This is a genomic window from Myxococcus sp. AM010 (genome assembly GCF_013372585.1).
GTDB lineage: Bacteria > Myxococcota > Myxococcia > Myxococcales > Myxococcaceae > Myxococcus > Myxococcus vastator.
Window position 1 is genome coordinate 1 of record NZ_JABXEO010000033.1, and the last position, 13,383, is coordinate 13,383.

Consider the following 13,383-nt stretch of genomic DNA (forward strand, 5'->3'; position numbering starts at 1 on the left):
CTCCGCCCCCACCCCCATGCCCGGGAGCGGCCCTTCCCTGCGGAACGTCCTCGCCGCCCGCCCGAAGCTCTCCGGTGGGAGCGGGAGCCCGGCCTCCATCGAGGACATGGGCCAGGCGGAGCTCGAGCGGTTCCTCGACGAGCAGCTCGCCGACCTCACCCACCTCATCGACTGACGCTTTCCTGCAACCCCGAGCGGGGGACTCCGAATCCATGGAAGAGAAGCCCGATCCACACGTCGCGCGCTTGAAGCAGGCGGCCGCGGTCATCCAGAAGCTGCGCGCGGAGGTCGAGCGGCTGAAGGTGAGCCGCCCGGAACCCATCGCCGTCGTCGGCATGGCCTGCCGGATGCCCGGCGCCAGCTCCGTTGAAGCGTTCTGGCAAGCACTCCAGGAGCAGCGCGACTGCGTCAGCCCCGTGCCGGAAGGCCGCTGGGACGTGGACGCCTTCTACGACCCGGAGCCCGGGGCCCCAGGGAAGATCTACAACCGCGAGGGCGGCTTCCTCTCCGACGTGGATCACTTCGATGCCGACTTCTTCGGCGTGTCTCCCCGCGAGGCGCTGGCCATGGATCCCCAGCACCGCCTCCTCCTGGAGACGTGCTGGCACGCCCTGGAGGACGCGGCGCTCGCACCGGAGCGCCTGCACGGCGGGCGGACCGGTGTCTTCGTGGGCATCACCGCGAGCGACTACTTCCAGGAGCAGCTCGCGCGGCTCGGGCTGGACGGGCTCGACGCGTACACGACGACCGGCAGTCCCCTGAACTTCGCGGCGGGGCGCGTCTCCTACCTGCTGGGCCTCCAGGGCCCCGCGTTCGCTGTGGACGCCGCGTGTGCCTCCTCCCTGGTCTCCACGCATGTGGCGTGTCAGAGCCTGCGCGCCGGGGAATGCGACGTCGCGCTGGCCGCGGGCGTCAACCTCCTGCTGTCACCCGTCACGAGCGTGCTCCTGTCGCAGACGAAGGTGCTCTCACCAGATGGCCGCTGCCGGACCTTCGATGCCGCGGCGCAGGGAATCGGCCGCGGTGAAGGCGTAGGAGTGCTGGTCCTCAAGCGCCTGTCGGCGGCGCGCCGGGATGGGAACCGCATCCTGGCGGTGGTGCGTGGCTCGGCGGTGGCGCATGACGGCGCGAGCGCGGGCCTCACGGCGCCTAACGGTATCGCGCAGCAACAGGTGCTGCGGCAGGCCCTGGCGTCCGCGGACGTGCGGCCCGCGGAGGTGCAGTACGTCGAAGCGCACGGAACGGGAACGCCACTGGGCGACCCCGTCGAGTTGGAAGCGCTCAACGCGGTATACGGCCAGGGACGCGCCAGGCCAGACGCGCTCCGGGTCGGCTCGGTGAAGACCAACATCGGCCACCTGGAGTCGGCGGCGGGCGTCGCGGGCCTCATCAAGGTCATCCTGGCCATGAGGCACCGCCAGTTGCCCGCGCACCTGCACTTCCAGCGCGGGAATCCGGCCTTCGCCTGGGAGGACCTGCCCCTGCGCGTCGTCCGGGAGCTGGAGCCCTGGGACACGGACGGCGCCCCTCGCATGGCGGGCGTGAGCTCCTTCGGCATGAGCGGCACCATCGCGCACGTCATCGTCCAGGAAGCCCCGCCGGACGAAGAGCGGCGGACGAAGCCCTCGCGGCCGGTGCAGCCCCTCCTCCTGTCGGCGCGCAGCGACGAGGCCCTGCGAGCGCTGGCCCTGCGCTATTCGGACCACCTGGCCTCCGTGCCCGAGTCCGAGTGGCCCGACCTGGCCCTGACCGCCAACGTCGGCCGGGCCGCCTTGCCGCACCGGCTCGCGCTCGTGGAGGACAGTCCTCGAAAGGCGGCCGAGCACCTGGCGGCCTTCGCCCGCGGCACCAGCAGCCCCAGCGTCCGCGAGCAGGTCCTCGCGCAACCGCGCCGCGCGAACGTGGCCTTCCTCTTCACCGGGCAGGGCTCCCAATACCGCGGCATGGGGCGCGAGCTCTACGAGAGCGAGCCCGTGTTCAGGGACGCACTGGATGAATGCGACCGGCTCCTGCGCGAGTCCTTCGCGCTCCCGCTGCTCGACGTGCTCTACGCCGACGCGGGGGACATCCACGCAACGGCGAACACGCAGCCCGCCCTCTTCTCCCTGCAATACGCGCTGACGAAGCTCTGGCGCGCCTGGGGCGTGGAGCCCCGCTTCGTCATGGGCCACAGCGTGGGCGAGTACGCCGCGGCGTGGGCGGCCGGGTGCCTCGACTTCGAGCAGGCGCTCGGGCTCATCGCCGTGCGCGGTCGGCTCATGCAGGCACTGCCCGCCGGAGGCGCCATGGGCGCGGTGTTCGCCAGCGCGGCGCGCGTCGCGAGCGTGCTGGAGCAGCTCGGCGGCGGCGTGGACCTCGCCGCCATCAACGGGCCCGAGAGCACCGTGGTCAGCGGTCCGGCGAGTGGCGTGGAGGCGGTGCTGGCCCGCTTCGAGCAAGAGGGCGTCCGCAGCCAGGTGCTGCGCGTCTCCCATGCGTTCCACTCCTCGCTGCTGGAGCCCATGCTGGACGCCTTCGAACACGAGGCGGGGGCCGTCACCTTCCAGCCGTCACGGCTCGACCTGGTCTGCAACCTCACCGGGGAGGTGCTTCCACGCGGCGGCATGCTCGATGCCCGCTACCTGCGACGCCACTCGCGCGAGCCGGTGCGCTTCCTGGAGAGCATCCGCACCCTCCAGCGCCTCAAGTGCGACACCGTCATCGAGCTTGGCCCGGGCGCCACGCTCCTCGGAATGGCCCAGCAGTGCATCGAAGTGCCCGAGGGCGCTGCGTCCCCTGCCCATGACACCCTCTGGCTTCGCTCGCTCAATGCCAAGGGGGGTGACAGTCGGCAACTGCTGCAGAGCGCAGGCGAGCTGGGGCTCCGCGGCGTCCCGGTGGACTGGCGGGGAGTGATGACGGGCACCCAGGCGCGCTTCGTTCCCGCGCCGCGTTATCCCTTCCGGCCCCGCCGCTTCTGGCCCACCGCCCCACCGCGCCAGCCCACGCCCGGAGCTTCGCCGTCCGCCCATGAGCACGCCTACACCCTGGGCTGGAGTGAGCTGGACGTGTCCACGCGGCCCACTGCGGACGAACGCCCGCTGCTGCTCATCGCCCCCAGCCTCGAGCACGCCGAGCCCCTGGCCGCCACGCTCCGCGCCCACGGGCGGCCCGTCCAGGTGGCCTCGCTCGCGTCGGAGCAAGGCCCCGAGCTCGACGCGCTCATCGAGAGGCTGCGTCGGAGCGCCTTCTCCGAGCTGCTCTTCCTGGGAGGGCTGGAGCTGACCTCGGTGTCGGCGGACGCACAGGCACGCGTGTACCGACCCCTGCTCGCGCTCATTCAGCGCCTGATGTCGGGCGCGGTTCCCGCGCTCCCCCGGCTGGTGCTCCTCACTCGTGGCGCGCAGCGCTGTGAAGGGCCGGTGGCGCAAGCCGCGCAGGCGCCGCTCTGGGGACTGATGCGCGTGCTGCGAAGTGAGCTGCACGAGGCCTCGACGCGGGTCATCGACCTGGACCCCGCCGGCGCCGGGACGGACGGGGACACGCTGGTGAAGGCGCTCGGCGCGAATGAGCCCGAGGTCGTCATCCGGGGGGGCCGGCTCTTCGCGGGACGGCTGCGGCGCGCAACGCTCCAGGACCACGCGCGGCCCCCCGCCGTGCGCGAGGACCGGAGCTACCTGCTGACGGGCGGGCTCGGCGCGCTCGGTCGGCGCGCCGCGCAGACGCTGGTCTCCCTGGGCGCGCGGAGCCTGGTGCTCATGGGCCGGAGCGAACCGGATGGCGCGGCGCGTGCCTGGATGGACTCGCTGCGAGACGAGCGCGTCCAGGTCCGCTACCTGCGATGCGACGTCGCCGATGCGCGGGAGCTGTCGCGCGGCCTCGACAGCCTCCGCGACGCCCCGGCGCTCGGCGGCATCCTTCACGCAGCAGGCGTGCTGGATGACGGCATCCTCCTGGAGCAGTCCTGGGAGCGCTTCCAGAAGGTGTTCGAGCCGAAGCTGGTGGGCGCCTGGAACCTGCATGCGCTGACGCGAGAACAGCCGCTGGACTTCTTCGTGCTCTTCTCGTCCGTGGCCGCGCTGCTCGGCCCCCAGGGCCAGGCCAACTATGCCGCCGCGAATGCGGGGCTCGACGCGCTGGCCGAGCACCGCAAGGACCTCGGCCTGCCCGCGCTCAGCATCAACTGGGGCCCCTGGGCGGAGGCGGGCATGGCCGCCGGGTTGGGGGACGACAACCGCCGACGGCTCGCGCGGCAGGGCCTCGAGCAGCTCCCGGTGGAGCGTGCGTGCTCCGCGCTCGCCGGCCTTCTGGGCGCCATCCCCGACGCACGCGCCGTGGTCCTCTCCGCGAACTGGGAGCAGGTGGCACGGAGCCTCGGGCCCCGGATGGCGCGCGGGCTCCTGTGGGAGCTCGTGGGCGGGCACACGGCGTCCGAAGTGGAGGCGGAGGCCCACGCGCTCCGCCTGCGACTGCTGCAGGCCACTGGAGCCCGCCGGCGAGAGCTGCTCAAAACGCTGGTCGCCAGCCAGGTGCGGCGGGTGATGGCGTGGGACGAAGCGGAGCCGCTGCCGGAGTCCAAGCCCATGCGCGAGTTCGGCATGGACTCGCTGATGGTCGTCGAGCTGCGCAACGCGCTGGCCCGTGCCCTGGGACAGACGCTCGCGCTCCCCATGTTCTTCAACCACCCCACCGTGGAGAGCCTGGTCGACGTCCTGATGGAGACGACCGGGCTGGCGGCGCCGCCGGTGGTCACCGCCGCGGAGACCCGCCGGACACCGCGCGGCCAGGACGCCCTGGAGCGCGTGCGGCAAATGACCCCGGAGCAGATTGACGCCTTGATTGGCGAAGGTCTGGAGCTGGGCAGCGAATGAGCTCGACGCGGAGAACCCACGACATGCGTGATGTGAGTAGCAACGCAGAGGCCAGCACGCTGGAGCGAGCGCTGATGGCGCTGGAGGCGACGAAGGCCCGGCTCAATCAGGTGCTCGCCCAGCAACGCGAGCCCATCGCCGTCGTCGGCATGGCCTGCCGCTTTCCCGGCGGCATCCGGGACGCCAATGACTACTGGGCGTTCTTGCGCGGCGGGCGGGACGCGGTGGGGGAGCTCCCGCCCGAGCGGTGGCCGTTCGACGAGGTCTACGACCCGAACCCGGGCGTGCCGGGCAAGAGCTATTGCCGTCACGGCGCCTTCCTGGACGACGTGGACCGCTTCGACGCCGCCTTCTTCGGCATTCCTCCGCGAGAAGCCGCCAGCATGGACCCGCAGCAGCGGCTGCTGCTCCAGGTGAGCTGGGAGGCGCTCGAACACGCGGGCATTCCCCCGGGACGACTCCAGAAGAGCGCCACCGGCGTCTTCGTGGGGATTGCGGGCAACAACGACTACCCCGTCGCGATGCTGAAGGCGAACGCGTCACTGGACGCGTACTCGCTGACGGGCGCCGCGGTGAACGTGGCCAGCGGCCGGATTTCCTACCAACTGGGGCTGCGCGGTCCCTCCCTCATCGTCGACACCGCCTGCTCATCGTCGCTGATGTCCGTCCACCTCGCGTGTCAGAGCCTGCGGCAGGGCGAGTGCGACGTCGCGCTGGCGGGAGGCGTCAACGTCATCGCCTCCACCGAGACGAGCGTCTGCCTGGCCCAGACGGGCGCGCTCTCTCCAATGGGACGCTGCCGGACGTTTGACGCCGCCGCGGATGGCTATGTGCGCAGCGAGGGCTGCGGCATCGTCGTGCTCAAGCGCCTGTCGAGCGTGACGCCGTCGGACCGCGTCTTCGCGGTGATTCGCGGCTCGGCCACCAACCAGGACGGCCGCAGCAACGGGCTGACGGCGCCCAACGGCGCGGCGCAGGCCGCGTTGATTGCTCGCACCCTCGAAGGCGCGGGAACGCCGCCACGAGAGGTGGGCTACGTGGAGGCCCATGGCACGGGCACGCCCCTGGGCGACCCGATAGAGCTCCAGGCCCTGGGCGAGGTCCTCCGGCCGGAGCGCGCCTCGGCGGAAGCGCTCTACGTGGGCTCGGTGAAGACGAACCTGGGTCACACCGAAGCGGCGGCGGGAATCGCCGGGCTGCTCAAGACCATCCTCTCGCTCCACCACCGCGAGATTCCCCCGCATCTGCACTTCCAGAAGCCTAGTCCGAACGTCGACTGGGAGGCGTTCAACCTGCGCGTCCCCACCACCTGCATGCCGTGGCCGGAAGGCAGGCCCGCGGCGGGGGTGAACTCGTTCGGCGTCTCGGGAACCAACGTCCACATCGTGCTCGGGCCAGCCCCCGTCAGGGTCGCTCCCGAATCCGTTGATGCCGGCGCGCACCTGCTGCTGGTCTCCGCGGGTTCGAAGGAAGGCCTCGAGCGACGCATCGAGGCCCTGCGGCCCTACCTCCAGACCGCGACCCCGGCCGCACTGCGCGACCTGTGCCACACCTCCGCGCTGCACCGCGAGCACCTGAGGTGGCGCGCGGGGCTCCTGGCCAGCACACCGGAGGAGCTGCGCACGCTGCTCGACGCCTGCGTCGCCCACGAGCGCGCACCGGGAATCTTCATCGGTCCCGAGGCGGGCGACCGCGCCCCGCGCTGCATCTTCGTCTTCTCCGGACAGGGCTCGCAGTGGCTGGGCATGGCGAGAGACCTGCTGGGCGAAGACGGCGCCTTCCAGCGCAAGCTGAAGGAAGTGGACGCCTGCCTCCAGCCGTTCCTGGGCTGGTCCGTCCTGGAGCGGCTGGCCTCCGACACGGACACGGAGGCGTGGCTGTCCGCGGCCGAACGCGTGCAGCCCATCCTCTTCGCGCTGCAGGTCTCCCTGGCCGAGCAGCTCCGCGCCTGGGGCGTCATCCCGACTGGCGTGGTGGGCCACAGCATGGGCGAGATTGCCGCCGCGCACGTCGCCGGGTGCCTGGACCTCCAGGACGCGGCGCGGGTGGTCAGCGCGCGGGCGCGGTTGCTGCCACGGCTCCGGGGAAAGGGCGGCATGCTGGTGGCCGGCCTGGGGCTGGAGGCGGCACGGCAGGCGCTGCGCGGCTTCGAGGACCGCGTGGGCGTGGCGGCCATCAACGGGCCGGACACCGTGCTGCTGTCGGGAGAGAACGCCGCGCTCGACGCGCTGGCGGCCCGCATCTCCGAGGACGGCACCTTCTGCCGGCGCGTGGGCGTGGACTTCGCTTCCCACTGCCCCCAGGTGGACGAGCTCCTTCCAGACTTCCGGGAGCTGCTCGCGGACGTGCGCCCCTCGGAAGGCACGCTCGACTTCTACTCCACGGTCGAAGGGGAGCGGGTGGAGGGGACGCGGCTGGATGCGGACTACTGGGCTCGCAACCTCCGACAGATGGTGCGGTTCGCTCCAACGGTGGCCGCCATCGCGGAGGGGCCGCGGGCCTTGTTCGTGGAGGTCAGCGGACACCCGGTGCTCACGCCCACCTTCGCGTCGCTTGCCAACACGCCTCGCTGCGTCGCCACCCTCCGCCGGGACCAGCCCTCGCGGGCGGCCCTGCTCGCGTCCCTGGCGGAGCTGCACACGGAGGGGCTGACGCCGGATTGGGCCTCGGTGCATGGCTCGGACAGCCGCTGCGTGGACTACCCCAACCACCCCTGGCAGCCAGAGCGTCACTGGTTCCAGGCCGGCGTGGGCCCCTGGCGCAAGCAGGTGGCGCCTCCCGAACCGCGGGGCCCCGAAGGCGACGTGCGGTCCGTCGTGCGTGACGAGTTCGCCCGGCTCATGGAGTCCTTCTCCGCGCAGCTTCGTGGAGGAGGCGCCGCGCTCGTGAGCGAACCGGCCCCGCCGCGGACGACCGCGGCCCCGGACGCGCCCTTCGCGTTGCAAGACGCCGCCCTGACGCCCGAAGCGCGGCGCGAGCAACTGACGCAGCAGGTCCACGAAGAGGTGGCGCGAACACTCGGCATCTCCGCGAGCCGGCTGCCCCGGGACCAGAAGCTCCAGGAGGTGGGCTTCACGTCGATGTTGACGTTGATGGTCCGCAACTGGTTGCGCTCCCAGCTCCAGGTCGCGCTGCCCGCCTCCGTCCAGCTCCCGGGGTTGAGCGTGAACGAGTTGGCGGAGCGGGTGCTCGCGGAGCTGGAGCCCTCGCGGCCCCTCACCGCTCCGCCCACGAGCGTCGAGCCCCTCCCAACGCCCGCCCCTGGCCCGGTGGAGCCACCTTCTCTGGGTGGCGTGCTGATGCAGGACGGCTGGTTCCCGCTGCGGCGTCCCCGGCGGACGGCGCCGAGCGCGCGGCTGTTCTGCCTGCCCTTCGCGGGAGGAGGCGCATCGGCCTACCGCGCGTGGCCCGGGCTCCTTGGCGAGGAGGACATCGAGGTCCTCCCCATCCAACTCCCCGGCCGTGAGACGCGCCGCGATGAGCCGGCCTTCCAGCGGATGGCGCCGCTGGTCTCCGCGCTCGTGGAGGCGCTGTCCCCGCTGCTCGATGTCCCGTATGCCTTCTACGGCCACAGCTTCGGCGCGGTGCTCGCGTATGAAGTCAGCGCTCGGCTCATCGCGGACGGACGGCCTCCACCGCGCCACCTCTTCGTCGGCGCGCGGGGAGCGCCCCATGCCGTGGTGGAGCGCCCCCTCTTCCGGCTGAGCGACGAGCGCCTCATCGAAGAGCTGCGCCGCATGGGTGGGACGCCCGAGCAGGTGCTCGCCGAGCGCGACCTCATGAGTGGCTTCCTGCCCGTGCTCCGCGCGGACTTCAGCGTGCTGGGGACGCACGTCCACGCCCGCCGTCCACCCCTGCCCTGCCCCATCGACGTGTTCGCGGGAGCGTCGGACCCCCGTGTTCCTGTCGAGCACCTCTCCCGCTGGTCGGAGCTGACCTCCGCGGGAGCACACGTCCATGTGCTCCCGGGAGGCCACTTCTTCCTCCAGCAGCATGCCCAGGAACTCGTCGACCAGCTGCGCGCACGCATGACGCCGCGCACGCGCGAGTAGGAGCCCCCATGCCTCGCATCATCGCCACGGCCAGCGCGCTGCCCAGCACCTACTACGAGCAGGCGCTCCTCGCGCAGACGCTCGAACACTTCATCGCGTCGCTGGAGCGTCCCTTCGAGGGGCTCTGGCTCGTCGCGGACATCTTCAAGAACGCGAAGGTGCGGGGGCGGCACTTCGCCATCCCGCTCGACTCCTTCTATGAGCCCCCGGACATCGGCCGGGGACACCGGCGGATGGTGGAGGAGCGAAACGCGCTCTGCGCGAGCGCGCTCGCGAGCCTCTTCGAGAAGTCCGGCGTCGCCGCGTCGGCCATCACCCAGCTCACGTCCGTCACCTCCGTGATGTCCATCCCCTCGGTGGACGCGGAGATGATGAACCGGTTCGGGTTTCGCGGGGACCTCAAGCGCGCGCCCCTCCTCGGGCTCGGGTGCCAGGCGGGCGCCGCGGGCATCTCCCGGGTGACGGACTACCTGCGGGGACATCCACGCGAGGCCGCCATCCTCCTGGGCGTGGAGATGGGCTCGAGCATCTGGGCGGGTCCGCTCCAGCGTGACCTCGAACACCTGCTCGAGCAGCTCCAGCGCGAATCAGAGGTGTACCCCATCATCCTCTCGCAAATCGTGGCGGCGTCCCTGTTCGGCGACGGCGCGGCCGCGCTCCTCATGGTGGGTGACGAGCACCCGCTGGCGACGAGGCCAGGCCCCCGGGTCTTCGACACCCGCTCCGTGTTCGTCCCCGGCACCGTCGGCCTCATGGGCATGAACATGGAGGACGCGGGCCCTCGCAACGTGCTGGGCGTCGACGTGCCAGCGCTGGCGTCACGGACCTTCGCGGAGGGCCTGGGCGGGTTGCTCGCCGAGCACGCGCTGGACGCGTCACGCATCGCCCACTGGTTCATCCACCCCGGTGGCCCCAAGGTCCTCCAGGAGCTCCAGGCAATCACCCGGCTCCCGGACGCCGCGCTCGCCTCCAGTTGGAGCGTGCTGAACGACGTGGGCAACCTGTCGTCGGCGACGGTGCTCTACATGCTGGGCCAGCACCATGACGCGAACAGCGCCAGCGCCGGCGACCTGGGGCTGCTCACCGCCATGGGGCCCGGCTTCTCCGAGGAACTGGTGCTGCTTCAATGGTGACGCAGGCCGGCTTCACCCTGCTGGTCGTCCTCGTCTTCCTCCAGCGCGGCCTGGAGCAACGCTTCAGCGACCGCAACACGGCCGCGCTGCGGGAGCGCGGCGCGAAGGACCACACGCCCCGTGCGCTCTCACGCCGCATGCTCGTGCTCCACATGGCGTGGTTCGCGGCCATGCTGCTGGAGGTCTGGGCGCTGGACCGCCCCTTCCAGGCGCCGCTCGGCATCGCCATGGCCACCGCGGTGCTGCTCGCCCAGGCCCTGCGCTACGCGTCGATGCAGGCGCTCGGCTTGCAGTGGACGCTGGGCCTCCTCACCCTGCCCGAGCTGGGCGTGGTCGACCGAGGCATCTACCGCTGTTGCCGCCACCCGAGCGTCTTCGCCGTCATGGTGGAGATGTTCGCCCTGCCGCTCGTCCACGGCGCCTACCTCACGTCCGCTGTCTTTGGCTGTGTCTACACGGCGCTCCTGGTTCACCGGACGGACCTGGAAGAGCAGGCCTTGAAGCAAGACACCGACTACGCCCGTCTCTTGATGGACCGCCCCCGCTACCTGCCCCTGCCTCCCACTCTTCGCGTGGGGAGAGGAAGACATTCATGAGTCATGACAAAATCACCCATTCCATTCACATCCTCCGGCGGCGGGAAGACGTCTTCACCGTGCTGGCGGATCCGGAGCGACACGAGAGCAAGTGGCGCCCGGAGGTCATCGAGTTCCGCCAGGTGAATGACGGCCCCGTGGGCGCGGGGACGCGCTACCAGGTCTCCCGTCAGCTCATGGGGCGCCGCTCCGACGCGACGGTGGAGATTCTGCGCCTGGAGCCGCCGCACCTGGGCGAGTTCCGTGGCACCGCGGGCCCCTTCACCTTCTGGGGCAAGTACGTGCTCGAGTCCGCGGACGGCGGCACGCGGATTGACGTCGAAGCGCGGATTGGCACCAAGGGCGCGGCGGAGGCCGGGGCCTCCGCGACGCTGGGCCAGCGGCTCCTGAATGCGGCGTATTCGGCGCTGCTGCGCGCGGGCATCGTGGTCTTCCGCAGGGAGATCGCCGTCGACTTCCGGCGCCTGAAGCGCCTGATTGAAGCCCCCACCGCCAACCAGCTCTTCGGCTTCCCGGAATCACCCTGATGACGGAGCAACCCATGGACAAGACTTCCACTGCCTATCGATTTGGCGGCATCTGCGGCGTCCTGACGGGCCTGCTCTACATCGTCATCGCCGGCTCCATGGTGGTGGACCCCGGCGCGGCCAAGGCGACGGCCACCACGACGACGCCCGAGTACTGGCAAGGCCTGGCATCCAACCTCACGCCCTTCATCGTCCGGCAGGCCGCCTACATCCTGAGCGGCTTCACGGGTGTCGGCTTCGTCGTCGCGCTGAGCACCTTCGTGCGCCGTGACGAGAACGCGGGCTGGGTCAACTGGGGCGCCATCCTGGGCGCCAGCGCGTATGTCATTACTGGCGTGGACGGCTCGCGGCTCCTGGCCACCCTGCCCCACCTGGCCCAGCAGTGGGCGACGGGGGATTCGGCCACGCGGCAGATGATCGAATTCACCTACAGCGTGTCGCGCCTGGACCCTGGCACCTATCTGCGGTTCGGCGCCTTGGGGCTCTGGACGCTGACCATTGCCCTGGCGAGCCTCAAGGCAGGCATCCTGTCCAAGCCGCTGACCGCCCTGTCCTTCGTCGCCACCGCGGGTTACGCGATGGTCGTGGTTGGCATCGCGGGACGCATCATGGTGCTTCAGGAGCTGGGCGCGGTGATCGCCGGCATCCTCGTGGCCCCCATCTGGTTCATCTGGTCCGGCATCACCCTCCGGCGCGCCGGCGCCTGAGGCACGGCGTCCACCGCGAGACGGATTCGACCCATTTCAACGAAAGCGACAAGTCATCATGGCGTCCAAGAGCGAAGGCTATCTCCACACCATCCTCCGTGAATACAACGACAGCCCCACGGGAGGGCTGCGCCGCCGTCACGCGCCGGGGCCCGGGTATCAGACGCTGCCCCGGATGATGTACTCAATGGCTCGCGGAGGCATGGAGAAGGTCGTCCGCGACCTGTGGACTCGCTACGGCGATCTGGTCCGGCTCGATTTCGGCGTCGACACCTGGCACCTGTCGATGAAGAAAGAGCACTTCCACTACGTCTTCGTCGAGAACCGGAACAACTACATCAAGGGCAAGACGTGGGAGCGCAGCCGGCTGGTGTCTGGCTATGGATTGACGACGAGCAACTCGGAGCTGTGGAAGCGCCAGCGCCGGCTCATGGACCCGGCCTACTCCCGGGAGAGCCTGCTCCAGTTCACGCCCGCCATCGCCAGGTCCGTGGAGGTCATCGCCAGGCGCTGGGAGAAGGCGGCGCGCGACGGGTCGACCATCGACGTGTCGGCCGACATGCGCAGTGTCGCGCTCGACATCATCACCACCACGCTCCTGGGCGGTATTGGCGAGCACGGTGACGAGCTCCACCGGGACATCATGTTCACCATGGACTACGCGAGCCCGGCGAGCGTCGAGCTTCCGCTGGGCCTGGGCAGCGGGCGGGCCCGGCGCTTCATCCAGGCCATGACCCGGGTGGACGGCGTCATCAACGGGATGATTCGCCAGCGTCGCGGCGCCGGTGGCTGTCCGTTCCACGACCTGCTCGACCTGCTCATCCACGCCAAGGACGAGGACAACAAGACGGGCATGTCCGACGAGCTCCTCCGCGACGAAGTCCTGGCGGCGTTCTACGCGGGGCACGAGACGACGGCGACGTCCATGGCCTGGACCTGGCTCCTCCTGGCCCAGAACCCCGAGGCCTACGAGCGCCTCATGGCGGAGGTGGACCAGAGCCTGACAAGCGACCACCCCACCCGCGACGACCTGGAGAAGCTGAACTTCGCGGAGGCCGTCTTCTACGAGGGCATGCGGCTGTATCCCCCCGGCTGGATGATTCCCCGGGACGTGGCGCTGGATGACGAGTTGGACGGCTACCACATCCCCGCGGGCAGCCGCATCGTGCTCGTTCCCTATCTCATCAACCGGCACCCCCAGTACTGGGACGCACCAGAGGAGTTCCGACCGCAGCGCTACCTGGATGACTCCGCGGCCTATGCCTTCGTCGCGTTTGGCGGTGGACCCCGCATGTGCATCGGCCGCTTCTTCGGCGTCATCGAGGCGCAGGTCGTCCTCGCGCTGCTCACCCGCCGCTTCCGAATCGAATACGTCGGTGTCCCCGAACCCAAGCGGGACTTCAGCCTGACGCTCCGTCCAGGGCCGCTGCTGTTCAAGGTCCACGAGCGCCGCGCCGCGTGAACCCCTCACGGCTGGGCCCCCGGCTGCCGCGGGAGGCCCGGCCCACATCCAACAGG

Annotated in this window: 7 protein-coding genes; all 7 read left to right on the forward strand. The window is 70.7% G+C overall.

The genetic code is table 11. From position 1 onward, the window contains the following. Window positions 1-212: 212 nt before the first annotated feature. Genes HV826_RS16910 through HV826_RS16940 form a run of 7 tightly spaced genes read left to right on the forward strand, consistent with a single transcriptional unit; the run spans window position 213 to window position 13,327 of the window. Entirely contained in the window at window positions 213-4,850 is a 4,638-nt protein-coding gene (locus tag HV826_RS16910) for a type I polyketide synthase (protein WP_176418062.1), read from the forward strand. A 23-nt stretch (window positions 4,851-4,873) separates the two neighbouring features. After that, window positions 4,874-8,902 carry a type I polyketide synthase gene (locus HV826_RS16915; protein ID WP_176418063.1) on the forward strand — a complete coding sequence of 1,343 codons (4,029 nt, stop codon included), beginning with the start codon at window positions 4,874-4,876 and terminating at the stop codon, window positions 8,900-8,902. Window positions 8,903-8,910: 8 nt separating this feature from the next. After that, a complete protein-coding gene (locus HV826_RS16920; RefSeq protein ID WP_176418064.1) occupies window positions 8,911-10,035 on the forward strand; it encodes a type III polyketide synthase in 1,125 nt (374 codons plus the stop codon). Then, the gene (locus HV826_RS16925) at window positions 10,029-10,631 is read left to right on the forward strand and encodes an isoprenylcysteine carboxyl methyltransferase family protein (protein ID WP_176418065.1); all 603 of its coding nucleotides are present in this window, start codon (window positions 10,029-10,031) and stop codon (window positions 10,629-10,631) included. The genes HV826_RS16920 and HV826_RS16925 overlap by 7 nt, the downstream gene beginning before the upstream one ends. Beyond that, window positions 10,628-11,158: an SRPBCC family protein gene (locus HV826_RS16930; RefSeq protein WP_176418066.1), complete on the forward strand. Its 531-nt coding sequence runs from the start codon at window positions 10,628-10,630 to the stop codon at window positions 11,156-11,158. Before HV826_RS16925 ends, HV826_RS16930 begins: the two co-directional genes overlap by 4 nt. 14 nt (window positions 11,159-11,172) lie before the next feature. Further along, window positions 11,173-11,865, forward strand: a complete 693-nt coding sequence (locus HV826_RS16935; RefSeq protein ID WP_176418067.1) for a DUF4386 family protein — start codon at window positions 11,173-11,175, stop codon at window positions 11,863-11,865. 58 nt (window positions 11,866-11,923) lie between these two features. Beyond that, window positions 11,924-13,327 carry a cytochrome P450 gene (locus HV826_RS16940; protein ID WP_176418068.1) on the forward strand — a complete coding sequence of 468 codons (1,404 nt, stop codon included), beginning with the start codon at window positions 11,924-11,926 and terminating at the stop codon, window positions 13,325-13,327. The last annotated feature ends 56 nt before the right edge of the window (window positions 13,328-13,383 follow it).